The 22,440-nt window shown below is 60.7% G+C and carries 21 protein-coding genes; 4 read left to right on the forward strand and 17 right to left on the reverse strand.

Annotated elements, in window-relative coordinates; translation table 11 throughout:
• Nucleotides 1–41: 41 nt before the first annotated feature.
• The 5 genes from ET418_RS11145 to ET418_RS11165 form a co-directional block, all read right to left on the reverse strand.
• Nucleotides 42–1,745: an Lcl C-terminal domain-containing protein gene (locus tag ET418_RS11145; protein ID WP_149307697.1), complete on the reverse strand. Its 1,704-nt coding sequence runs from the start codon at nt 1,743–1,745 to the stop codon at nt 42–44.
• Between the two features lie 133 nt (nt 1,746–1,878).
• The gene (locus ET418_RS11150; RefSeq protein ID WP_246153029.1) at nt 1,879–3,096 is read right to left on the reverse strand and encodes a cytochrome c3 family protein; all 1,218 of its coding nucleotides are present in this window, start codon (nt 3,094–3,096) and stop codon (nt 1,879–1,881) included.
• 322 nt (nt 3,097–3,418) lie between these two features.
• Nucleotides 3,419–4,948 (reverse strand): YifB family Mg chelatase-like AAA ATPase, encoded by a 1,530-nt coding sequence (locus tag ET418_RS11155; RefSeq protein WP_149307699.1) that lies wholly within the window; start codon nt 4,946–4,948, stop codon nt 3,419–3,421.
• 164 nt (nt 4,949–5,112) lie between these two features.
• On the reverse strand, nt 5,113–5,913 hold the full coding sequence (gene pgeF, locus ET418_RS11160) for a peptidoglycan editing factor PgeF (protein WP_149307700.1): 801 nt from the start codon (nt 5,911–5,913) through the stop codon (nt 5,113–5,115).
• 100 nt (nt 5,914–6,013) lie between these two features.
• On the reverse strand, nt 6,014–6,622 hold the full coding sequence (locus tag ET418_RS11165; protein ID WP_149307701.1) for a DedA family protein: 609 nt from the start codon (nt 6,620–6,622) through the stop codon (nt 6,014–6,016).
• A 106-nt stretch (nt 6,623–6,728) separates the two neighbouring features.
• Between ET418_RS11165 and ET418_RS11170 the strand changes: the two genes are divergently transcribed.
• From ET418_RS11170 to xerC, 3 genes are read left to right on the forward strand one after another with little or no spacing between them, the layout of a single operon-like run.
• Nucleotides 6,729–8,561 (forward strand): bifunctional homocysteine S-methyltransferase/methylenetetrahydrofolate reductase, encoded by a 1,833-nt coding sequence (locus ET418_RS11170; RefSeq protein ID WP_149307702.1) that lies wholly within the window; start codon nt 6,729–6,731, stop codon nt 8,559–8,561.
• Nucleotides 8,558–8,980 (forward strand): hypothetical protein, encoded by a 423-nt coding sequence (locus tag ET418_RS11175; RefSeq protein WP_149307703.1) that lies wholly within the window; start codon nt 8,558–8,560, stop codon nt 8,978–8,980. Before ET418_RS11170 ends, ET418_RS11175 begins: the two co-directional genes overlap by 4 nt.
• A gap of 33 nt (nt 8,981–9,013) precedes the next feature.
• A complete protein-coding gene (gene xerC / locus ET418_RS11180) occupies nt 9,014–9,913 on the forward strand; it encodes a tyrosine recombinase XerC (RefSeq protein ID WP_149307704.1) in 900 nt (299 codons plus the stop codon).
• A gap of 154 nt (nt 9,914–10,067) precedes the next feature.
• On the opposite strand, the gene ET418_RS11185 is transcribed toward xerC, so the two are convergent.
• From ET418_RS11185 to ET418_RS11200, 4 genes are all read right to left on the reverse strand, one after another.
• Nucleotides 10,068–10,763 carry a roadblock/LC7 domain-containing protein gene (locus ET418_RS11185; protein ID WP_149307705.1) on the reverse strand — a complete coding sequence of 232 codons (696 nt, stop codon included), beginning with the start codon at nt 10,761–10,763 and terminating at the stop codon, nt 10,068–10,070.
• 12 nt (nt 10,764–10,775) lie between these two features.
• On the reverse strand, nt 10,776–11,480 hold the full coding sequence (locus ET418_RS11190) for a DUF4388 domain-containing protein (RefSeq protein ID WP_149307706.1): 705 nt from the start codon (nt 11,478–11,480) through the stop codon (nt 10,776–10,778).
• A gap of 164 nt (nt 11,481–11,644) precedes the next feature.
• The gene (locus tag ET418_RS11195) at nt 11,645–13,240 is read right to left on the reverse strand and encodes an acetyl-CoA hydrolase/transferase C-terminal domain-containing protein (protein ID WP_149307707.1); all 1,596 of its coding nucleotides are present in this window, start codon (nt 13,238–13,240) and stop codon (nt 11,645–11,647) included.
• Nucleotides 13,241–13,501: 261 nt separating this feature from the next.
• Nucleotides 13,502–13,792, reverse strand: a complete 291-nt coding sequence (locus ET418_RS11200) for a Dabb family protein (RefSeq protein WP_149307708.1) — start codon at nt 13,790–13,792, stop codon at nt 13,502–13,504.
• A gap of 179 nt (nt 13,793–13,971) precedes the next feature.
• Between ET418_RS11200 and ET418_RS11205 the strand changes: the two genes are divergently transcribed.
• Nucleotides 13,972–14,673, forward strand: coding sequence for a cytidylate kinase-like family protein (locus ET418_RS11205; RefSeq protein WP_149307709.1), 702 nt, complete (start codon nt 13,972–13,974; stop codon nt 14,671–14,673).
• A gap of 123 nt (nt 14,674–14,796) precedes the next feature.
• Here ET418_RS11205 and ET418_RS11210 read toward each other — a convergent pair whose 3' ends face one another.
• The 8 genes from ET418_RS11210 to ET418_RS11245 form a co-directional block, all read right to left on the reverse strand.
• Nucleotides 14,797–15,657 (reverse strand): Smr/MutS family protein, encoded by an 861-nt coding sequence (locus ET418_RS11210; RefSeq protein ID WP_246153030.1) that lies wholly within the window; start codon nt 15,655–15,657, stop codon nt 14,797–14,799.
• A complete protein-coding gene (locus ET418_RS11215; protein ID WP_149307710.1) occupies nt 15,657–16,508 on the reverse strand; it encodes an OmpA/MotB family protein in 852 nt (283 codons plus the stop codon). Before ET418_RS11215 ends, ET418_RS11210 begins: the two co-directional genes overlap by 1 nt.
• A 142-nt stretch (nt 16,509–16,650) precedes the next feature.
• Nucleotides 16,651–17,037 carry a response regulator gene (locus ET418_RS11220; RefSeq protein ID WP_149307711.1) on the reverse strand — a complete coding sequence of 129 codons (387 nt, stop codon included), beginning with the start codon at nt 17,035–17,037 and terminating at the stop codon, nt 16,651–16,653.
• Nucleotides 17,038–17,101: 64 nt separating this feature from the next.
• On the reverse strand, nt 17,102–18,052 hold the full coding sequence (locus tag ET418_RS11225; protein ID WP_149307712.1) for an ABC transporter substrate-binding protein: 951 nt from the start codon (nt 18,050–18,052) through the stop codon (nt 17,102–17,104).
• A gap of 8 nt (nt 18,053–18,060) precedes the next feature.
• Nucleotides 18,061–20,115: a porin family protein gene (locus ET418_RS11230; RefSeq protein ID WP_149307713.1), complete on the reverse strand. Its 2,055-nt coding sequence runs from the start codon at nt 20,113–20,115 to the stop codon at nt 18,061–18,063.
• Between the two features lie 3 nt (nt 20,116–20,118).
• On the reverse strand, nt 20,119–21,135 hold the full coding sequence (locus ET418_RS11235) for a DmsE family decaheme c-type cytochrome (protein WP_149307714.1): 1,017 nt from the start codon (nt 21,133–21,135) through the stop codon (nt 20,119–20,121).
• Between the two features lie 30 nt (nt 21,136–21,165).
• Nucleotides 21,166–21,921, reverse strand: coding sequence for an ABC transporter ATP-binding protein (locus ET418_RS11240; protein ID WP_149307715.1), 756 nt, complete (start codon nt 21,919–21,921; stop codon nt 21,166–21,168).
• Between the two features lie 46 nt (nt 21,922–21,967).
• Nucleotides 21,968–22,414: a hypothetical protein gene (locus tag ET418_RS11245; protein WP_149307716.1), complete on the reverse strand. Its 447-nt coding sequence runs from the start codon at nt 22,412–22,414 to the stop codon at nt 21,968–21,970.
• Nucleotides 22,415–22,440: the final 26 nt, after the last annotated feature.

A 22,440-nucleotide genomic window follows, 5' to 3' on the forward strand; every position in this document is an offset into this window, starting at 1 on the left:
CTGTGTGACCGGTTATGTGGAAATACCCCCAGATTCTGAAATCAGTAAGTTATGGCCGGATTGACGAGACCGACCGCCAAGCGCAGGATCAACAGGGCATCCGCTGCCGTCATTGTTCCGCTCTTGTTCATGTCCCCCTTTGCCAGGGTGGCGTTAGTTATTGGATCGAGCAGTACCGCCGCGCGCAGCGCCAGCAGCGCATCGGCTGCCGTTATCTTGCCGTCTCCGCTCAGATCGCCGTTCGGCGCGGCAAAGACGGCCATCAGATTCTGGTCAGAAGTGACGTTGGTCAGGTCGAAAGTGGTGGTCGTCCCATTGCCGGGACGCTGCCAGGCGTTGTTGAGCAGGACGTCATAGGCAAAGGTGCTGAAATCCACATGGACATTGCTCCCCGGGGCCAGGGTCAGGGCGCCGGCCGGGGTGACTGCGGCAGTTGTGGTGGACGATTTCAGCTTGACCGTGACGAAGCTCCCGTATTGACCGGCCCGGACGGGCCAGACGTTGTGGGTCGTCAAACTCTTGTCGGAAGAGGACATCACGCCGTGGGCGTCCACGCTCCAGGTGGACCAGGCCGTGTACGGGAGGATCGCCTTGCTGGTGGAGGTCCAGTAGGTGAAATCCGTGGCGTGGTCCGCCGTGGTGGTCCCGGACGACTGGGTCAGGGTGAATCCCGAGGCATTCAGCCAGGCGGCCATGTTGCCGAACGTCGGCGAGCTTCCGGTATAACCGTAGTTGAGCAGGCTGCCCAGTTCGTTGCGGTTGGGCAGGCGCCAATCGTTGTGCCCGAGGAAGTTGGCGGTGTTCAGGCAGGCGATGTAGTCGAGGGCCAGCACGAAGCTCATGGCCCCGGGAGGGGTCCCGCCACAAGCGATAGGCCCGGAGGCGGCGGCATCCTTTGTCCAGACCAGGGCGGTCAGGTTGTCGGTGATGGTGGTCGTATCGCTGTTGACCGTGAAGCGGCTCGCCGGCCAGGGGGCCCCGCTCAACTGTTCGCCATCCTGTCCGGTCCCCGTGCAGGTGCTGGTGGGGGCGTTCGTGGTGAAATCGAAACAGGTGGTCTGGCCGGTGCGCGGCAGGGTGACGGTCCCTTCGCTCCCGGTGCGGACGGCGATGACATAGGCTGTCGTCGCTGCCATATCGGCATAGCCGACCCCCCCATCCCCCAGGTTGACCTCCCAGGCGCCGGCCAAAATCGTCCCACTGGTGGAATTCGTGCCGGTGCCGCTCAGGAAGGTGGACGACCAGTACCACTGGTACGACTGCCCCTGCACGTTGGTGAAACCGACTGTTGCGGTAAGCCAGGTGTCATTGGCCGCCTGTTCCGCGTTCACCAGGCTTTTAAGCTCGTTGATGTTGGGCAGCCGCCAGTCGGAATAGCCGAGATATTTATCCGTATTTAGCTTGGCAACGTAGGCAAGGGCATCCTGCCAGCCCACCAGGCCGGATGAGCTGCCGGTAAACGACGGATCGCGCGTGTTCATCAGGTTGGCGTCCTTCACCCAGATGAGCCCGGTCAACTTGTCGGTGACGGTCCCGTTGCTGTTGACGACAAAACGGGTGGTTGGCCAGGCTATGCCGGCGAGAAGCGCACCGTCCTGACCAGTACCGCTGCATGCCGTGCTGACGCCGTCCGCGGTATAACAGGTGGTTTGCCCGGTGCGCGGGAGTTGAACGGCATCGGCCAGGGCAAGGCCGGGGATGGTCAAGAGTGCTAAAAGGGCTACGAGGGCATTCTTTGTGAGCATATTTCTTACTCCTTTAACGTTCTGCTGCCAATGAAACGAAATGCAACGCCCAGGGTGGTACAGGAAAAACTACCTCACATGATACACACATCACAAAGCCAGCCACGGCCTCAACGCTCCGGGGCGGCTCCGCCTACTTGGTTTCCGCCCCGTACGTTTCCGGTTTGTCGCGGTCGTACTTAAAGGCGCGGTGACAGCCGGGAGCGCAGCTTCCCCCGGTGGGGGTAATCTTGAAGTTGAGCGGGATCTTCCACTCGCCGAACTGCACCCCCTCTTTGCTGATCAGCTTTTCTCCACTGCTGGCATGGGCCTCGTGGCAGACCCGGCAGGTCCGCCCCTTGCGTTTGTCCACGACATGAACAAAGTGGAGGTTGCGTTTGCCGTTGCGGAAGTTGGTATAAATGGTCGTCTCGGCAAACTTCAGCAGGTTTTTCTCATGGCACTCCAGGCAGAGATCGTACAGTCCTTCCTTGTAGGGAGCATACAGGTCGGCGGGATAACTCTTATTGAGCAGGCGAAAGAAATCCGAGCCGTGGGGGGAATGGCAGGCCTTGCACTCTCCCATCTCAATGGGGCCGTGGAGAAACTTCTTGCCTTCAATCTCCTTTTTGATATTTCTGAGTGGCGGCTTGCCGAGCTTGTCCGTGTCGTGACAGCCGAGGCAGACATCCTTTTCCTCACCGGCCAGAAGTCCTTTTGATTTGGAAAAATGGGTGGAATGACAGTTCCCGCACCCGCCTTCATCCTGCAACGGCTTGTGGGGCACCTTTGCCGTCAGTTTCTTGGCCAGCCCGGGGTGGCATTCAAGACAAACATCAGGCATCTTTTTCTTGAGCAGTTGCGGTATCGCCGACCCGTGGGGGTTGTGGCAGGAGGTGCAGGGGCCGTCTTTGACCGGAGGATGGATGAAGGCCGCTCCTTTTAGCGATTTCAGAAAATCGGCATGGCACTTCAGGCAGCTTTCCCATACCGGGCCCTTGAGAAGGGCCTTTTCATTGGATTCGTGCGGATCATGGCATTTGGTACAAGCTCCGACCGCAACCGGGCCGTGCTTGACCTTCTGTTTGAAGGGGGCGGCATCGTGACATCCCATGCAGAGGGCGGTCTGGTCGTCTCCCCCTTCCAGCAGGAAACGGCCGGCGCCGCCATGGGGCTTGTGGCAGTACGCACACTCCCCGTCCTTGACCGGGGGGTGGAGGGCCTTTTTCTTCCCGAAGGCATCATGGCACTGGTAGCAGAGGGCGGCCCCCTGTGCCGTCATGGCAAAACTCTTGGCGCCTTTGAGCGGGTGGAGCGGATTGGTCTGTTTATGGCAGCCCGAGCAGTCCCCCTCCTTGACCGGTTCATGCATATTCTGTGTTCCGCCAATTGACGTATGGCACTCTGCGGTTTTACATGACACATCGGCAGCCTGGGCGACGCACGGAAATATCGCCGTCACTAGGAGGAGGCCCGCAAATCTAACATTCATCGATATTATCTCCATCCAAAAAAGCCCGAAGGACCCCAAAAGCAGCGGCAGGCTTGAATATCTATAACCAGCCGGAATTATTGCGAGCAAGTACCGTACCAGCCTGTCCTCGCCGACAAACCCGCCCATCCCTGTTTCAGATATAAAAGCCTGATTTATAAAATGTATACTATTGATACATTTTTTTAAACAGAAGAATTATTTACGTTACCTTGCGGTCCAGGCTGCGGTACTGGATCGCTTCGGCGATATGCTCTTCGCGGATGTGCTCGCTGTCCGACAGGTCGGCAATGGTGCGGGCCACCTTAATGATCCGGTTGTAGGTCCGGGCGGAAAATCCGAGGCGGTCGGTAACAAGTTCCAGCATCCGGCTGCCGGCGCTGTCCAGTTCGCAGAACCTCTTGATGAAACGCGGCGTCATCTGGGCGTTGCAGTGGACCTTGGTCCCCTGGTAACGCTCGGCCTGGCGTTTTCGGGAGCACGCCACCCGCAGGGCGATATCCCGGGAACTCTCGGCCTCTCCCCGGTCGGACAGGTCCCGGTAGGTGACGGACGGCACCTCGATATGGATATCGATCCGGTCCAGGAGCGGGCCGGAGATGCGCGAACGGTAGCGATGGATGGCGAGAGGGGTGCAGACGCAGGGATGGATCGGATCGGCAAGGTAGCCGCACGGGCAGGGGTTCATGGCCGCGACCAGCATCACCCGGGATGGATAGGTCAGGGTCAAGAGGGAGCGGGAGATGGTGACGCGGCCGTCTTCCAGCGGCTGGCGCAGCACCTCCAGGACATTCTTTTTGAATTCGGGCAGTTCGTCCAGAAACAGGACGCCGTTGTGGGCCAGGGAGACCTCCCCCGGCTTCGGCGTGGTGCCGCCGCCGATCAGGCCGACGTCGGAGATGGTGTGGTGCGGGGAACGAAACGGCCGCGCCGCCAGAAGCGCCCGGCCGTTCTCCAGCATCCCGCTGACGCTGAAGATCTTGGTGGTTTCGATGGCTTCGTCGAACGACATGCGCGGCAGGATGGTGGGGATACGGCGGGCCAGCATGGTCTTGCCCGATCCCGGAGGTCCGATCATCAAGATGTTGTGGCCGCCGCTGGCGGCGACTTCGAGGGCCCGCTTGGCGTGTTCCTGCCCCTTGACCTCGCTGAAGTCTTCGCCATATTCGCAACCGCTGGTGAAGAGGGATTGGAGGTCCACCGCGAAGGGGTCGATCCCGTCATGGCCGTTGAGGAATTCCACCACCTGGGAAAGGGTGGTGGCGGCGATGATGGCTATCCCCTCCACCACCGCGGCTTCCGGCGCGTTCTCCACCGGCAGGACGACACCGGCCAGGCCGGCCCGTTTGGCGGCGACCGCAATGGAGAGCGCGCCGCGGATCGCCTTAAGTCCCCCATCCAGCGAGAGCTCCCCCACAAGCAGGTACTCCCTCAGGCGGGTGGTTTTCACCACGCCGGTCGCCGCCAGGATGCCGATGGAGATGGGGAGGTCGAAGGCCGCCCCTTCCTTCTTGATGTCAGCCGGCGCCAGGTTGGCGGTGATGCGCCGTGCCGGAAAATCGTAGCCGGAATTCTTGAGAGCCGCCTTGACCCGGTCCTTGCTCTCCTTGACGGCGCCGTCGGGCAGGCCAACCGTGGCAAAGGCAGGCAGGCCGGCGGCCAGGTCCACCTCCACATCGACAAGCATTGCATCGATCCCGATCAGGGCACTGCTGAGGACTTTGGCAAGCATCTCTCACCTCTTAACCCATGGTATCCGGGAATCGCCCAGCGACGGGAGCTCTACGGGCACGATGGCAGAATGCGGATGATAACAAAGACGGCGAGTCCAGAACGACGGTGCTGAGATGTTACTATGTCACGGTTTTTTCAGAGAGGCTGCGGGCCCACGCCCGGTTATGGTGCCGTGAGCATGATAAAGCCCATCTGCCTGCCCGTATCCCCACTATCCCTGCGGTAGGAGAAGAACAGGTCCTTCCGGCAACAGACGCACATATCGGAGACCTGTATCCCGGCGGCCGGCACACCGGCGGACAGGAGCAGGTCCCGGTTGGCGGCGGCCATATCGAGGCGCCACTTGCCCTCGCCACGGGCCTCGGCGAAGGAATCCCAGGGCATCCCGCTCTGGAGAAAGGCCTGCCTGACCGGGGCATCGACCTCATAGCAGCACTTCCCGATGCTGGGACCGATGGCGGCCTGCAACTCGTTGGGGTCGCTGCCGAAGAGCGAGCCCATTCCGGCCACTGTTTTGGCAACCAACTTGGCTGCGGTTCCCTGCCAGCCGGCATGGACCGCAGCGACCACCTTGTTGCGGGGATCGCAGAGGAGGATCGGCACGCAGTCGGCCACGCAGATGCCGATCATGACACCGGGCTGGTTGGTTATGATGGCGTCGCTCTCCACGCTGGAGAAGTGGCTGTAGTCCTCGTTGGGCTCGTCGATTACCAGGATGTCGTTGCCGTGCACCTGCCGCACGCTGACCAGGGCCTCCTGGTTGACGTCGAACGCGCGGGTCAGGATGCTGCGGTTGCCTTCAACGTTAAAGGCCTGATCCTGGGTGTTCAACCCCAGATTGAGCGAGTTGTAGGGGGGGCGGGAAACCCCTTCGTGGCGGGTGGTGAACCCCTGAACCGATCCGGGCGAACCGGCGAAATCAACGGCAACGTAGTGGATGCGCCCCGTGCGCTTGATCTGCATGAATAACCTCTGTGAATGGTGAATGGTGAATAGTGAGGGGGTTACCCTTCCACCATTCACGTTCGCCATTCTCGTTTTTTATTTTGCCTTCTCGCCGGCTTTACGCTTTAATACCGTTGCGCCGGCGATAGCGCCATACGTAGACGGCAATCAGAATACTGCTGAACCCAATGACCCAGGCAAGGGCCCGGTGGGAGTACTGCATGATCAACTGTTGGTTCTCGCCGATGGCATAGCCGATGACGGCCAGGATGCTGCACCAGAGACCGGCGCCGGCCAGGGTGTAGAGCGAAAACCGGAGGTGCCCCATGCCGGACAGGCCGGCCGGGATGGAAATGAGGTGCCTGATCACCGGCAGCAGCCGGCCGATGAAGGTCGATATCTCGCCATGCTGGAGGAAGAAGCGCTCCACCCGTTCAAACTTCTCCGGCGGGATCAGGACGTATTTGCCATACCTGATGATCAGCGGCCTCCCCAGATAACGGGAGGCGAAATAGTTGGCATAGGCCCCCACAAGACTTCCCAGGGTGCCGCACAAAATAACGGCGACCAGATTCATCTTTCCCTGGAAGGCCAGGTAGCCGGCCGGCGGCATGACCAGTTCGCTCGGCACCGGGATCACCGAACTCTCCATGAGCATCAACAGAAAGATGCCGGGGTAGCCCATGGTGCCGATGGTGTGGAGGAGCCATTGAATGAGAGCATGCATCGTAAGTATTCCATCCTGGAGCAGAAATAGGAGAGCATCCTATATACCCCATCTCGGGGATTCGAGCAACAGCAGATACGCCAAAGCCTAAGAACGTGGTTACCCAATGACTCTACTCGACAAACTCACCACAGAGATCCTTACCGGAGACGGGGCCGTTGGCACCATGCTCTACGCCAGGGGGATCGGGCTCGACAGCAACTTCGAGCACTTGAATCTGGTACGCCCGGCCCTGGTCCTGGAACTGGCCCGCGAGTACGCCGCCGCCGGGGCGCAGGTGATCGAAACCAATACCTTCGGCGCCAACTATACCAAGCTGGCGGCCATCGGATTGGGCCACAAGGTTGGCGAGATCAACCGGGCCGGGGCGCGCATCGCCCGTGAGGCGGCCGGGAATGGCGGCATACTCGTCGCCGGTTCGGTGGGCCCCCTGGTGCGCATGAAGGGCGAGGAACAGGAGCTGACCCCCGACGCCATGGCAGGGCACTTCCGGGCGCAGTGCACCGCCCTGGCCGAGGGTGGGGTGGACCTGCTCCTGCTGGAAACCTTTGGCTCCCTGGAGCAGTTGGTCGCCGCGGTACGGGCGGCCCGGGAAACCGGTCTGCCGGTCTGCGCCTCCATGGCCTTTCTGGAGGGGGGACGCAGTGGCGACGGCACGACGGTGGAGGCGTTCTGCGCCGCCGTGGAGGCGGCCGGGGCCGATATGCTGGGTGCCAACTGCGGCGCCGGCCCCCTGGAACTGGTCAAGGTGGTACGCCGCCTGGCCGCCCTGACCGCCAAACCGATCTCCGCCTATGCCAACAGCGGCTTTCCCGAGTACCACGAAGGGCGCTACATCTACCGCGCCACCCCGGACTATTTCGCCGCCATGGCGGACGAGATGGCGGCGGCCGGGGCAAACCTGATTGGCGGCTGCTGCGGGACCACGCCGGACCACATCGCCGCCCTCGCCCGCACCCTGGCAGGGAAGCGCCCCGCCCCGCGCTACCCCGCGCCATCCCGCGCCGCGGCAGGGGCGCAGCACGGTTTCCGGCCCGACAAGCCTTCGTTCCTGGACCCGTGGGGGAGGCGCAAGGTCATCACCGTTGAACTCGACCCGCCCAAGGGGATGGACTGCCGACGGATCATCGAGAGCAGCCGCCGCCTGAAGGAGGCCGGGGTCGATGCCATCAACCTGGCCGAAAACCCGCTGGCCCGCCCCCGCATGGGGAACATCGCCCTGGGGAGCACCATTCAGCGCGAGGTCGGCGTCGAGGTCATCATCCACATCACCGGCCGGGACCGCAACCTGATCGGCATGCAGTCCGACCTGATGGGCGCCAGTCTGCTGGGGCTGCACACGATCCTGGCGGTAACCGGAGATCCGGCCGCCATGGGAGACCATGCCGGGGCCACCTCGGTCTTCGACCTGCACTCCTTCACCCTGATCAAGCTGCTCTCCGACATGAACCGCGGCGTGAACGCCATCGGCAACCCCATCGGCAGCGGGACCGGTTTCACCATCGGGGCGGCGTTCAACCCCAATACGAAGAATATGGCGGTTCAGGCCGAACGGCTGCGCAAGAAGGTGGCCAACGGCGCCCGCTTTGCCCAGACCCAGCCGGTCTATGACCCGGCCCTGTTCCTGGAAGCGCTCGAACAGACCCGGGATTGCGGCATCCCGCTCTTGCCGGGGATCATGCCCCTGGTCAGCGAACGCAATGCCGAGTATCTGCACAACGAGGTGCCGGGCATCACCGTCCCGGACGCGATCCGCGCCCGCATGAAGGGGTTGGAGAAGGAGGCCGGCGCACGGGAAGGGCTGGCCATTGCCAAGGAGTTCATCGACGCCACCTTCACCGCCGCCGGAGGCTACTACCTGATCCCCCCCTTCGGAAAATGCGAACTGGCCCTGGAGTTGATCGATTACATTCACGCACGGGAAAGGGAACAGAGATGATACAAATGTTCAAGGCGGGGCTGCTCCTGTTGTGCTGCCTGATGATAGCGGCCTGCAGCGTACCGAACTCGACCATCCGCGAGGAGTTCGACAAGAGCGCGAAGACTTACAACAAGTTGCTGCGCTGGCATGAGATCGAGGGGGCCGGCATGATCTACATGGTGCCGGAGCAACGTGACGAGTTCATAAAAGCCGCCGCCGACATCAAAAAACGGGACGTCACCATCACCGATTTCCGCATCCTGACCTCCGAATGCCTCCCGGACAAGGGGACCGGCGAGGTCATGGCCGAGTTCGACTACTACATCCTCCCCTCCAACCGCATCAAGACCCAGAGTTACCGGCAGGATTGGGTCTACCGCGCTATCAACGAACAGAAGAGCTGGAAGGTGAAGAGCGGCCTGCCTCCTTTTGAGTGAGAGGCGATTTTCACTGTTGTACCCGGGGATGCCATGGGACGTCTTGCCGAACAAATAAGCGCCTTCTGCGCCTACCTGGAAACGGAGCGCAACGTTTCGCCCCATACCCTGGCCGCCTATCGCCGCGATCTGGAGCAGTTGGCGGCCTTTGCGGCCAAGGAACGGGGCGATGACGTCTCCGCCGGGGAGGTGGACCATCTGTTGCTGCGGCGCTATCTGGCCCTGCTCGGCAAAACGGCCAAGAAGAGCTCCATCGGCCGGAAGTTGGCCGCCGTGCGGACCTTTTTCCGCTTCCTGCTGCGCCGGGGGGAGATCGACAAGAATCCGGCCGAATTGACCGCCACGCCCAAGAGGGAACAGCGCCTGCCGTTTCATCTGGATATCGACCAGGCCACCGCCCTGATGGAGGCCCCCACGGCAGACGAGAAGTACGTCCTCCGGGACCGGGCCATCCTGGAACTGCTCTATTCCAGCGGGTTGCGCGTTTCCGAGCTGACCGGCCTGGACATCGGCGATCTCGACCTGTCCGGCGGCATGGTACGGGTGATGGGCAAGGGGGGCAAGGAGCGCATCGTGCCGGTGGGGAGCCGCGCCATTCAGGCCATCCGGGAGTATCTGGCCCAGCGCGGGGAACTGGCCGGAAGCGGGGCGATCTTCCTCAACACCCGCGGCCAGCGCATCAACCGCCGCAGCGTGACGCGCATCGTCGATACCCACGTTCTGCGCGTGGCCGCCTTCAAACACATCTCGCCCCACACCCTGCGGCACACCTTCGCCACCCACATGCTTGAGGGGGGAGCCGACCTCAGGGCGATCCAGGAACTTCTGGGCCACGCCTCCCTCTCCACCACCCAGAAATATACCCACGTCGGCATCGACCGCCTGATGGAGGTCTACGACAAGGCCCATCCCAAAGCAAAGAGCCCCGGGTAAGCCCACCTGCGCCCCCACGGCGGCGGCAGTTGCAACCGATATGCCGCACCCCATTCAGCCGTCTGGCGGCAGTACGCCCTTAGCCACCTGCAGACAAAAAAACGGGGGGCGAAATCCCGCCCCCCGTTACTGTTTCGGTGCTGTCCGGCGACCGTTAGCCGAGCGCCACCTCAACCCGGTCCCCTTCCCCCACCTTAAGCTTCTTTTCGATGCCCGGCCCGACGATGATCGTGCCGTCGTACTGTTGGCCCATGTCGTTCATGACCATGACCGGGAAGGTCCCGCTTGTGCCTGCAGCCTCATTGACCAGCTTCAGCTTTTTGAACGATGCCTTGTAGAAATCGCCGATATATTTGGAGGTAGGCTGACTGATGGCGATCATACCGAACGAATCGAAACTGCTGCTGGCCTCCTTGTTTGCAAGGTGGCTGACGCGCAGCTTGAGGATATCGGCGGCGGCGCCCTGATCGGCCGGGACCACGTTCTGCCGCCCCGGCGCCCCGGCCTCCTTCTGCTCCGGCAGGAGCGATTCCAGTTTCTTGGCAGCAAGATTGAGGGTGATGAGCAGGACCTGGAGATTGATGTTCTTGGCGCACAAAAGGCAGAGCATGGCACCCGGGGAGCCCTTCACCAGTATGCGGCCATCGGCGTAGCGCAGGTCAATGATATCGAGGGTCTGCTCGACCTGTAGTCCGTAGGTGCACTCCAACGCCAGGGCTCCGGCCTTTTTGAGGGAGTCGGCATCGATCAATGAGGGAAAAGCGTGTGCAAGGACCTCGCCCCTGTTGCTGAAGACGGCGCTGCCGATAACACCTTCGACGCTGTTAATATACTGCAAAATATCCTGCATGATGCCAATCTCCTACTTGCCGGGGATCAATACCGCTTTGATTTCTCTCTCCACACTGTCCAGGTTGGATTCCGGTTTGACGGCGATGCTGAGATAGTGTTGTTTGGAATCGTACATCAGCAGGTGATATTGTTTCGTCTGGACGGCCGATGCCTTGATCTCTCCCAGCCCCATGAGTTCGCCGAAACGGTTGCCGGCGGTGGCCAGAAAGAGCCCCTTGGCGGCCAGGGCCACGGCTTCGATGCTGTTGTCCTGAAGCGGGTTGCCGTCTTTATCCAGCAACACCGCGTAGGTCACCGCCTCAATGTCCTGGAGCCGCGCCGCGACCTTGCTCATGGTCCGCCGCGGCGCCACGGCCGGCGCAGGTTCGCCGTTCGATTCGGGCGCTCCGGCGTTTTCTTCATCCATGCGGCGCAGGGCTTCGAGAAGCAGAAAATCGGTGCGGTAGTGGATCGTGCAGACGTTGGAGGTCATTTCGGGGCGGATGTTGAAGGTACCGCCGGGCCACTTGATGATCCGGTAGATGGCCTCTTCGCCGGTCTCCGCACCCAATTCGGCATGGATGATCTCACCGTCTGCGAAATAGATGGCCCCTTTTTGCTCGCCATATTCGACCGTGATGCAGCCGGTGTACTTGTTGTACCCCTTGAGCTGGATGACGTCCGTGAGGGAAAGACCCGCCACGGAGCCCTGGAAACCGTTTATCGTATCAGCCATCGCTACCGTCCCGGGAGTGAAATTATTACATAGTGGTGACAGGCAGGTAAATCGGGTTATTTAAAGCATAACTGCGTGACAAGTTCAAGCAGCAAATAGCCGGGAAACATGAAAAAACCCCGCCGGCGGTGCCGGCGGGGTCGTTTGCGGGAATGGAGTCGCTGCTATTCGCAGAGATCGACCTTCATGTCCCAGTTCTTGATTTTCATGGTGCCGTTCTTCTCCAGGTTGAGATGCATCTTGAAGGCGCGATCCCACAACTGGGGTTCATGCCCGACTTTGCGTCTGAGGCAGTCGGCCTTGGCCATTTCGAAGTACTCGGTGAGGATCGGCTTGTAATCCGGATGGGCGCACTTGTCGATGATGACTTTGGCCCGGTCCCTCGGGCAGAGGCCGCGCAGGTCGGCCAGCCCCTGTTCGGTAACCACGCAGTCCAGGTCATGTTCCGTATGGTCAATGTGGGAGCAGTGCGGCACCACGCAGGAAATGCCGGTCGGGTCGGTCTTGCTTGGACGGCTCGACGGGGTATGCATCATCTTGAGGAAACCGTTGCGCAGGAAGTCGCCGGAGCCGCCCAGGCCGTTGATCATGCGGGTGCCGCCGACCAGGGTCGAGTTGGCATGGGCATAGATGTCGATCTCCACCGGGGTGTTCATGGCGATGACCCCCAGGCGCCGGATCGGCTCCGGGGCGTTGGAGATGGAGAGCGGCCGCAGGGTGATCTTGTCGAAATACTTGTCCATGTTCTCGAAGAACTTCGGGAAACCGGGGGTCGCCGAGAGGGAGAGCGAACAGGAGGAGGCGTGGTCCAGCTTGCCCGAATCGAACAGGTCGAGCATGGTGTCCTGGAGTACCTCGGTATAGACGGACAGGTTATAGAAGGGCCCCTTGGCCAAGCCGCCGATTACGGCGTTGGCGATGGAGCCGACACCCGACTGGATCGGCAACAGGTTGTCCGGCAGGCGCCCCATCTTGACCTCTTGGGTGAAGAAATCGATGATGTGGTTGGCGATGGCCTCGGAGGTATCGTCCTGCTCGGCAAAGGCGCGCCCCTGGTCGCGGAGCTTTGATTCCACCACGGCCACGACCTTCTTCGGATCGCAGGGGATCGAGGTGGAGCCGATACGGGAGCCGGCCTTGGTGATGTTCAGCACTTGGCGGTTCGGGGGGGTGCCGCAGGAAACCAGGTCGTGGATCCCTTCGAATGACGGCTCGCCGGTGTTGACCTCGATGATGATCTTGTCGCAGATCATCAGGATCTCCGGGATGACGCCACAGGAGGAGGTGGGAACCAGGCTGCCGTCCTCGGTGATGGCCGAGACCTCGATGATGGCCAGGTCGAGTCTGCCGCTTTCGGTGTCCTTGGTGTAGAAGCCATACCCCAAGTCCTGGGCGAACAGGGAGAGGTGTTTGTCCCCCATGCGGATGCGCCCCTCGTTGATGCCGGCGGCGATGTTCTTGCCGGTCTGATACGGCCAGCGGCGATCGATCATGTCGAGGGAGGCCCAGCGGTCCTCGGTTTCAGCCCCTACCGAGGCGCCGATGAACAGGTTGAATTTCCATTTTCCCTGAAGATTGTTCTTTTCCACATGGTCGGCCACGGCAATGGGGACCACCTTCGGGTAGCCTGCGGGAGTAAAACCGGACCACCCCAGATTCATGCCCGGCTTGAAGAACTGAATGGTCTCTTCGGCCGTCATGACCTTGCTCAGAAGCGACTTGTGACGCACGCGATCTTGTAAAGTACCGTACTCGGACATTTTTACCTCCTGTTTGCATTTAGTGTCTACAGCCCCATAGCGTTCTGAAAAAATACCACTACCAACGTCATGCGGTAATCTTATTAAAATAATGATTATAGGCAATTGCAGCAAAAACAGCGGTGTTAGTCTGAGTAGAACTGGATTTTACTATTGCAAGAATGTTTAGTCAAGTTAAAATGTATACAGCTTTCCCGACGCCACCGCGCAATGGCCGCGCAATCCCGGCACGGCACGCAGATCGAGAGGTTGTGCGACCGGTCAATCCTGGTAATCGACGGCGACGATGGAGGAGCACACCGATCTCATATGGGGGAGCACTTCTCCGGCATGGTAGGGGTGGATCTGGTAGGCCTGCATGTCGTCCAGGGAATCAAACTTCGTCACCAGGGCGATATCATAGGAGCGTTCCGAACGAATGATATCGATGCCGGCCTCCAGATGGCGCAATTGGGGGATTTTGCCCTGCATACTGAGCAGTTTCCCCTGGGTAACGGCAAGATTCTCGGGACTCGCATCGGACAGCTTGAAAAAAATGATATGGGTGATCATGGTTCGGCAGCTCCTTGGCTGATGGCTGGTGGTGGCCTCGAAGGAATGTTTATCCGTATACCGCGCCGCGCTTCCCGTGTCAATGGCGCCATCGCACGCATCCGTGCCGCACTTGCGGATCGCCGGTGCTGTGCTACAGTTGATGCCAGACAGACCATTTCGAGGCTACGGAGGTCGCCATGCCGGAAAAACTCTTGATACCATCCGTGGAAATGAGGCTCGGCTCTTTGCTTGAGTTCAACCGCAAGCGTGACATGGAGGCATCATCCCCCGCCAGGCATAAGGTGCGGCAGACCATTACCATCTCACGGGAATTCGGCTGCGAGGCATACCCCATGGCGGAGCGCCTGCGGGAGATCATGGAAAAGAAACAGGGTGAACCGTGGGTGTTGCTGGACAAAGGCCTGCTTGACGAGGTTGCCCGGGACCATAACCTGTCCGCCAGCGTGTTGGGCAGCCTGGGAGAGAAGAGCCGTTTCCTGGACGAAATCCTGGCCACGTTCTCTTCACGCTGGAAAAGCGAGAAGGACCATTTCCGGGTGCTGTGCCGCCATGTCCTTTCCCTGGCGGAACAGGGCAACATGATTATCGTCGGCCGGGGCAGTTCGATTGTTACCCAGCCGCTGAAGAACTGTTTCCATTTCCGCCTGTTCGCCTCCCCGGGGTTCAAGGTGCGCTCCATAACGCGCCGGATGGGGGTTGAGGCCGAAGAGGCCGAAAAGATCATCGCCAAACAGCAGAGACAGCGGGATAACTTCATCCGCGATTTTCTGGACCGGGATGCCCACGACCTGGGCTTTTACCACCTGGTGTTCAATAACGACAAGAACAACGTGGAAACCATGGCCCGCACCATTGCGGAGTATCTGGCGGCCCGGTAGCGGCACCAAGGCGGAGGAGGGGTGGCGCAAGAAATGAAGAGGGGTGCCGGAAAGCACCCCTCTTCGCATGTGCGGGTTGTTGTGAGTAACGCCACCTCGGGGAGAACGATCCAGGGGGACGGGTCACGCCGCGGCGGGAGTTTCCGGCAGGGGGCGGAGAAAGACCACAAAGGCGCCGCTTCCGCCCATCTCGCGCGGGGCCGGCGCAAATTCAAGAACCGTCTCGCGCCCGGCGTCCCGCAGCCAGGATGCGACCGCCTGCTGAAGCACCGGTTCGCCCGGTGAATTGATCCCCTTGCCGGTAATGACCAGGGCGGCCTTCTGCCCCTTGCGGCGCGCCGTGTTCAAAAAACGGGGCAGCGCCGCCAGGGCCTCTTCGCGGGTCAGCCCGTGCAGGTCGAGTTGATGGGTTACGGCAATAACCCCTTGTTTCACCTGGCGCAGACGATTGCCCGATAACGGCTTCAACTCTTCATCGGCGGGCAGTGAATCGGCAAACTTCGTTTCCAGCTTCAAACGGCCGATCTCTTGCAAAAACAGTTCGGCTGCTTCCCGGTCGGCGCCGGAGGTGGGGGGTGGTGACGGCGGGACCTGCGTGCGGGCACCGGTCCGGGCCGTTGTGGCCTTTGCCGCGTCCACCGGCGGCGCGGCCAGCGTCTTCACGCCGGCCATGGCACGCCGGAACAACTCAGCCTCCCCATCGTCGGCAGGGCCGGCGGAGACCGGGCGTTCGCGGGCCGCCCCGGCTTTGGCGGGAGCGCCTCCCCGGGTGCGCACAACCTTCACATCGGCCATGGCCCGCAGGAACAGGTCGTCCGCCTCTTCGGCCGACTGCGCTTCATGATGGGGCGGCTGGGGAGGAGGCACCACAGCAGGGGCCGGCTCCTCCTTCGGGGAGAGAGCCACCTCTTTCAGGGCAGCGAACGGGGTGGCGCGGAACTGGGCGGCCGCTGCCGGTTTTTCGTGGCGCTGCTTCTTACCCATCAGTCCCTCGCCACCAGGGTGATTTCTATGCGACGGTTCTTGGCGCGCCCTTCCCTGGTCGCGTTGTCGGCCACCGGCTTATACTCGGAAAAGGCTGCAGCGGAGAGACTGGCCGGGTCGAGGCCCTGCTGCTGCAGGTATTTGGCGACGTTGATGGCGCGGGCCGCGGAAAGTTCCCAGTTCGAGGGAAACTGGGCCGACCGGATCGGCACGTTGTCGGTGTGCCCCTCGATGCGGATCGACTTGTCCTTGACCTCTTTCAGGGTCGGGATCATCTTGAGCAGGATGGTGATGCCGTCCGGCTTGACATCGGCCCTGCCGGAATCGAACAGGATGGCGGCCTCCATGTTGACGGTCAATTTCCCCTTCAATTCCGAGATGGTCACCTGCCCCTGGGCGATCTCGCTCTTCATGTTCTCCAGCAGATGCTCGTAGGTGCTGCTGACCTCCTTGACCTTCTCTTCCTTGGCCTTCTGGAGGGTGGCGATCTCGCCCTTGAGCCGCCCGTTCTCCCCTTCCAGATCGGCTATTTTCTGGCGCAGGTCGCTGATATTCCTGGAAAGGGTGTCGGATTTGGCTTTGAGCACCTGTTCCAGCTCATGCTTGTCTTTGGTGAGCGCCTGCCGCTCCTGCGCAAGCCCGGCAGCCTCGGCCTTCAGTTTGTCGAACTCGGCCTTCAACGTGCTGTTGTCCGAACTGAGCTGCCCGTATTTTTGTTTCAGGTCGCCAAGCTCGCCCGCCAGCCCCTTGGCCTCGTTTTCCTTCAGTTGATACGTGCCTTGCGAAACACAGCCATTCAACACCAGGGCCATCAGACCTGCCACCGCCAGATAGATGATTCGTCTCAGCACACGCGACCTCCTTGGGGTGTCTCTGCGCCGCCCCATCTTTTGGGCGACGCTTTTCTCGATTTTATACTTCTCGGCAGGTTTTGCAATTATGATTTTGCGGGGAGGATCCACAGGGAGCGGGAGTATGCAGGGATTATCGGCGCTACCGGCCGGCGGTTTTTTTGCTGAGTGAGCTGAAGATCATGTCCAGCACCGTTTTCTGCCGGGCCTCGAACTTGTTGAGCACCGCCAGGCAGGTGCCCATGGGGCAGAGATCATGAAGAAAGTCGGCATCACGCCCGGAGAGGATCACCACCCGATTTTTGTCCATCCCCGCCTGGGTGGCGAACGAAAGCAGTTTCAAGCCGTCCATGGCCGGCATTTCCAGGTCGATCAGCAACAGGTCATACCCGCCGGCCCTGATGGAGTTCAGGGCCGTCACCGGACTGTTGCAGATATCCACCCGCAAAAGAGGATAGGCGCCATGTATGTACCCGGCCAGGAACTCGGTGAAGGCCTGGTCGTCATCGATCAGTAATATTCTACCCATAGTTTTACAATATAGTCGATTTTACCGTGCCCATGAAGTAAAAAAACGCGGGGTTCGCAGGACGCTACTTGATGACGCGCGTGGCATTGCTCAAGACCGTGAAGGGGAGATTGATCCCCAAATCCTGAGCAGCGCGCATGTTGATGAGCAGCTCGATACGACGGGGCGAGATCAGGGAAAGATGGCTCTGCCGGGCACCCTCCAGAATACGGGTGACGATATCGGCCGCCAAGTGTCCCTGCTCTTCCGGATGGATTTCCAGGGAGATGAGTGCGCCCCTCTCGGCGGCGCCGGGCATGGTGGAGAGCACCGGGATGTTGCGTGCCCTGGCACGGGCGACGATCTTGCTGAACTGGCGGGAAACGATGCCGCTTTCCGTGGCGAAGATGACATCGGAATGCTCGAGCAGGGAAGGAAGGGCCGATTCCAAGGCAGCGGATGAGCCAACGTTTGCCTCTGCCACGACCATGTCGTACTGGGGCGCAATTTTCCTGATTTCCTCAAGCTGCCTTTGCGAACCGTTCTCACGAGAGTTGTAGACGACGCCTACCCGCCGGTACGGCTTGATGTGTTCCCGGCTGTCCTTGAGGGTCTTTATCAGCGTGACCAGCGGCACCCGCGAACTGACGCCGCACATCCCCCGATGCGGTCCGTCGGAGACGAATATATCGACGGAAACCACCGGAATACCGTCAGATTCCCTCATGGCCACGAATGCCGCCGGCGCCCCGTACGCTACGATCAAATCGGGACGGTAGGCATTGAATTTCCTGATCGTATTGGACCAGGAGAGCGGATCGGGGTTCGGCACCTGCAGGATGATCTCCACGTTGGCCGAGGTATAGCCCAAAGCGGCCAGGGATTTGATAAACGCCTGGTGCGCCTCGCGATAACGGGGTTGGTCGCTGCTCATGATAGCGGCGATGACCTTGCCGGCGGCGTGGCAATCCGGAAGCCAGCACCAGCACGACAGAAAGAGGATCATCAGCGTTATGGAGAGAATTCGTTGACGCATACCGTCCGCTACCACCGTGAAGTTAACGACACCATGGTCGTATGGACCGAGCCGTCGTAGAGAGCATCGCCGGAGTTGTAATTCCGGTAACTGTAGTTCATCGAGCAGCCGACATGTTTGCTGATACGCCAGTCGGCCCGGGCCGTCACGCCTGTTTCAACCGTATCCAGCCGGGTCAGGGTGCCGATGCTCGCGGTATTGTAGCTGCCCGTCACGTTTGCGAGGGTGAATGTCCTGACCGGGACATCGAATCGGGACGCCGATCGTACCTGCTGAACACCGACAGAGAGGTCCAGCGGCTCCGCCACGGCATACACGGCGTCGATGCCGTACACATGTGCCGTTGACCGGTAGGTGGTCGCCACGAGCGGGTCCGGGTCCACAATGATATTGGAAAACAGCAGGGACTGGTCCGTCACGGCTTCCAAGTATGAATAGTTGGCGGTGATGGTCAGGCGCTCCACAGGGGTGAACCACAGACTCGTATTCGCCGAATAGGAGCGGTTCTCCCGGGGCAGGGTATAGCTGGCGACCGGTGCCGGCGTGACGGTGGAGGCAGAGTTTTCGCTCTGCTCATACGTGGTGATGAAGCTGGCGGTGGCCCCCCAGGCGCCGTTCTTCGTATAGGTGGCAAACAACTCGCCCTTGTGGCTTTCCGACGCAGAGACCTTCCATTCCGGGTTATCCGCCGTGCGGTAGGTATAGGTGGCATTCATCCTGAACCCGGGGAGCGGCCTCCAGGAGGCCGTGGCCAGGGCGGTATGGGTCCGGTGGTATTCGTTGTGGATTGCCGTCGGGTCGCTGGGCGAGAGGTCGCTGTTGGGCACGTTGTCGCGTGATTCCAGGACGGCGCGGTACTCCAGGCGGTACGTCACCTGCTGGTTGGGCCGGAATGTGCCGGACAGGGTAACGGTATCCTTGACCGAGTCGATGCCGGGGCGCACCGCCAGCGCCCCCGATGCGGTCGAATAGGGGTAGGAAACCGTCGAGGGCGATTCCCGGTCGTTTTGCAGCCGCCGGTATTTAAGAGCGAACGACAACTCCTTTAATGGCGTATAGGTCAGGTCTCCCGCCACCGAATGCAGTGTTTGGGACGGTTTGGACGAGGGGCGCGCATCCCCCCGGTCGGCATCGCTTTCCCTCTGGGTCAGGACATAGGCGGCCGTCCCCACCAGGCCGCCGCTCATGTCGGTGTAAACCCTGACCGTATGGGACGTCACCCGGCTGTCGGAGGCAACGTTGGTCGCCTGGGTGCCCGGCGTGAGCGTCCCGTTGCCGGTTACGGCAAAGGGATAGCGGATGTCCGGGGCCTGGTTTGAAAAGTCCCGGATACGGAATCCGTAGGCTATGTCGAAGAACCCCAGATGGGCGTCGGCGCCGACGCTCCCCTCCCGCGTGACCTGGTTGACCTGCCGATTGAGGGAGACGATCCTGTTCTGCGGATCGCTGAAATAGTAGTCGGCAAAACGGAGCTGATCGGTCCCCCGGCGGCTCAACTCCCAGTACCCGAGGTTGATGTGGATGGGGTTGTTGCCCAGCTTGATGCGGTTTTCCACCTGGGAGATCCCGGTGCGCATACCATAGCCGTCGGCGGGGGGTGCCGACTGGGTTGTCGCGTATTGGCCGGTGGCAGACCGGGGAAGCTGTTCCGTCAGCAGGTTATGCCAGAAGGCCTCGGTTTCCAGGTGCAGGCGATAATAGCCGCCATAGTCGAAAAACAGGTTGGCGTGATAATCGTCCTCGTGGAGCATGAGGCCCTCCCCCGACAACTTGAGGCTGGAGCCGAGCGTGCCGGCGGAGAACCCACCCATTGCCCCCGATTTCAGGCGCGTGTAGGGGGCCGCCGCGGCGCTTGCGCCGTCGGGGGTGATAAACTGGTATCCCGCCTGGAGGTGGGCGAAACGATAGGCTTCGGCTTCCTGCTCCGACAGGGTTTCATGATTTCCCCCCCCGGCATCGGGGGTGGCGCCATCGGAGGCAAGGGCCGGCAGCGTCAGAAACATCAGGCTCGAACAGACAATCAGCGGTGCAAACAGCATCGTTTGGCGAGAGCGGCTCGACATGGCTTACTTCCTCAATGTTCCGTACCCGCGGTTGTCGGGGGTATCGGAGCCGTGGACAGCTGAATGACAGTCGGTGCACCGGTTGGAAAAGAGCGACTTCATGGATGAGTCGCCGTTCATGACGCTGCGGTGGCCCGGATTGTGACACTGAATGCAGAGAAACGGCATGGCCGCCGAGAGCAGCCGGCGATTGACCGAACCGTGGGGCACGTGGCAGTTGGTGCAGGTCTCGGTGACATCCCCATGTTCGTAGACGAACGGGCCGCTCTTCTCCATGTGGCAGCGGGTGCAGAGGTCGCGCTGCGTGCTCCCCTTCAACAACTTGGGCTGGCTTGAACCGTGGGGGTCGTGGCAGTCGAAGCAGCCCATCTTCTTTTCCCGCACCGGGTGGTGCGAAAACAGGCTGAATTGGGCCTTCACGTCGGGATGGCAGCCGTAGCAGAGTTCGGCCATCTTATCGTGGCTGACCTTCTGCTGCGGCCCCTCATGCAACTGATGGCAGGAGAAACAACTCAAATCGTTCAGGGCATGGGTGCTGGAATGCCAGTGGGCCAAGGCCGGGGTCGAGGCGGCGGAGTGGCATTTCAGGCAGATCAGGGACTGGGCTTGGGGGGGGAGTTTTTTCAGGTCGAGCAGGGTGGAAACGTCGCATTTGTCGCCATTTTCGCCGTGGAGTCGCTTGGTTTCCTCAATATTCGCGATGGCTAGGCTCCCCGGCCCGTGACACGACTCGCAGTTGACCAGGGGCAATCCGGTTTCAGGCTTGATCTGCTCGCCGTGCACGCTCCGCTTGAAATCGCTGGCAATCTTGTCATGCTTGTGGCACTTGGCGACGCAGTTATCCGTCCCCACGTAGTCGGCATCCAGGCGGCCGACGATCATCTTCTCATACTCGGCGACCGGCAGGAGCGGATGTGACTGCTTCATCTCGGCGCATCCGGCACCCAGCAACGCAACGAGGATCAGGGCAGCCGGGACAATGCCCGCACGCACAACGGCTCTGCCACTACGTTTATTCATCATGATCTCCTTCGCACTTCCGGACAGCGATCACCCCCCCTGAATACCCTTGGTGGTGGTACGGATGAAACGCTGTACGATCGGATTAGCGCTGTTCCGTATCTGGTCCGGCACGCCGATTTCAATGATCTCGCCCCGGTGCATCATGGCGATGCGGTCGGACAGGTACAAGGCGAAATTCAGGTCATGGGTGACGATAATCGTCGTATTGCCGGTCTTTTTTCTCAGGGAGCGGATCGTCTCCGCCAACTCGTCGGTCGTCACCGGGTCCAGCTCGGCGGTCGGTTCATCGTAGAGGACCAGATCCGGCTCCATTGCCAGAGAACGGGCGATGGCGACCCTCTTCCGCATGCCGCCCGACAACTCCGAGGTATTCAGCCCTTCCGTGCCTTCCAGCCCCACAATGGCGAGCTTTTCGGTAATAAGCTCACGGATACGGGCCTCGGGGCAGATACGGTGCTCCCGCAGCCAGAGCCCCACATTCTCGGCAACGGTCAGCGAGTTGAACAGGGCCGACGACTGGAACACCATGCTGCTGCGAAACGTCTGGGGCAGCGGCCGGCCATTGTCGAACACCGGCTGATCGTTAAAGTAGATTTGGCCGCTGTCGGGCGTTTCCAGGCGTATAATGTGCCTCAGCAGGATGCTCTTTCCGGTGCCGGAGGGGCCGATAATCGAAAAGGTCTCTCCCGGCGCGATATCGAGATCGATATCTTTAAGGACATGATTGCTGCCAAAGGACTTATTCAGCTTTTCAATTCGAACGGCGATGCCGTGTATGGACATGGAGGACTCTCAAAAAAATTTAAATGCAGTATACGTGCCCACCGGATCAGAACAGGTACTTCGACCTGTTGGTAAAATACCCTCGATGCTTATAAATAAAGGCTGTCAGCAGTAGTATGGCCACCATGACCGACAGGTTGTCAACCGCCACTCCACGTGTATCGACCGGTTGGCCGAGCGCCTTTTCCAGTTCTCCCGCGGAAATACCCATCAGATTGATCAGCGTATTCACCACTTCGAAAGTGTTGTATCCGATCAGCAGGTACCAGGTCAGGGTCTGCCGCTTCATCAAACCGAGGAAAAGATAGAGACAGATCAGGCTGTCCGCGAATACCAGCACTTCCGCCGCACGCCCCCGATAGATCGCCCCCAGCAGCGGAAAGGGCTGCCCGAAGGTGGATACGGTCAACATGAAGAAGAACAGATACAGCCCCCCCAGGAGGACAATACCCAGGGGCCGCCGTTCTTCGCTATCGTTGTCGATCTCTTCCATGACTACCTCGGCAAACTGCCGCTATG

This window comes from Oryzomonas rubra (assembly GCF_008369015.1).
GTDB lineage: Bacteria > Desulfobacterota > Desulfuromonadia > Geobacterales > Pseudopelobacteraceae > Oryzomonas > Oryzomonas japonica.

What these genes read in the sequence shown, in the direction of transcription:
- ET418_RS11145 (WP_149307697.1), bottom strand. Translation starts at nt 1,745, where the DNA reads ATGCTCACAAAGAATGCCCTCGTAGCCCTTTTAGCACTCTTGACCATC.
- ET418_RS11150 (WP_246153029.1), bottom strand. Translation starts at nt 3,096, where the DNA reads ATGCATGAACCGGTCAAGGAGGGGGACTGCTCGGGCTGCCATAAACAG.
- ET418_RS11155 (WP_149307699.1), bottom strand. Translation starts at nt 4,948, where the DNA reads ATGCTTGCCAAAGTCCTCAGCAGTGCCCTGATCGGGATCGATGCAATG.
- pgeF (WP_149307700.1), bottom strand. Translation starts at nt 5,913, where the DNA reads ATGCAGATCAAGCGCACGGGGCGCATCCACTACGTTGCCGTTGATTTC.
- ET418_RS11165 (WP_149307701.1), bottom strand. Translation starts at nt 6,622, where the DNA reads ATGCATGCTCTCATTCAATGGCTCCTCCACACCATCGGCACCATGGGC.
- ET418_RS11170 (WP_149307702.1), top strand. Translation starts at nt 6,729, where the DNA reads ATGACTCTACTCGACAAACTCACCACAGAGATCCTTACCGGAGACGGG.
- ET418_RS11175 (WP_149307703.1), top strand. Translation starts at nt 8,558, where the DNA reads ATGATACAAATGTTCAAGGCGGGGCTGCTCCTGTTGTGCTGCCTGATG.
- xerC (WP_149307704.1), top strand. Translation starts at nt 9,014, where the DNA reads ATGGGACGTCTTGCCGAACAAATAAGCGCCTTCTGCGCCTACCTGGAA.
- ET418_RS11185 (WP_149307705.1), bottom strand. Translation starts at nt 10,763, where the DNA reads ATGCAGGATATTTTGCAGTATATTAACAGCGTCGAAGGTGTTATCGGC.
- ET418_RS11190 (WP_149307706.1), bottom strand. Translation starts at nt 11,480, where the DNA reads ATGGCTGATACGATAAACGGTTTCCAGGGCTCCGTGGCGGGTCTTTCC.
- ET418_RS11195 (WP_149307707.1), bottom strand. Translation starts at nt 13,240, where the DNA reads ATGTCCGAGTACGGTACTTTACAAGATCGCGTGCGTCACAAGTCGCTT.
- ET418_RS11200 (WP_149307708.1), bottom strand. Translation starts at nt 13,792, where the DNA reads ATGATCACCCATATCATTTTTTTCAAGCTGTCCGATGCGAGTCCCGAG.
- ET418_RS11205 (WP_149307709.1), top strand. Translation starts at nt 13,972, where the DNA reads ATGCCGGAAAAACTCTTGATACCATCCGTGGAAATGAGGCTCGGCTCT.
- ET418_RS11210 (WP_246153030.1), bottom strand. Translation starts at nt 15,657, where the DNA reads ATGGGTAAGAAGCAGCGCCACGAAAAACCGGCAGCGGCCGCCCAGTTC.
- ET418_RS11220 (WP_149307711.1), bottom strand. Translation starts at nt 17,037, where the DNA reads ATGGGTAGAATATTACTGATCGATGACGACCAGGCCTTCACCGAGTTC.
- ET418_RS11225 (WP_149307712.1), bottom strand. Translation starts at nt 18,052, where the DNA reads ATGCGTCAACGAATTCTCTCCATAACGCTGATGATCCTCTTTCTGTCG.
- ET418_RS11230 (WP_149307713.1), bottom strand. Translation starts at nt 20,115, where the DNA reads ATGTCGAGCCGCTCTCGCCAAACGATGCTGTTTGCACCGCTGATTGTC.
- ET418_RS11235 (WP_149307714.1), bottom strand. Translation starts at nt 21,135, where the DNA reads ATGAATAAACGTAGTGGCAGAGCCGTTGTGCGTGCGGGCATTGTCCCG.
- ET418_RS11240 (WP_149307715.1), bottom strand. Translation starts at nt 21,921, where the DNA reads ATGTCCATACACGGCATCGCCGTTCGAATTGAAAAGCTGAATAAGTCC.
- ET418_RS11245 (WP_149307716.1), bottom strand. Translation starts at nt 22,414, where the DNA reads ATGGAAGAGATCGACAACGATAGCGAAGAACGGCGGCCCCTGGGTATT.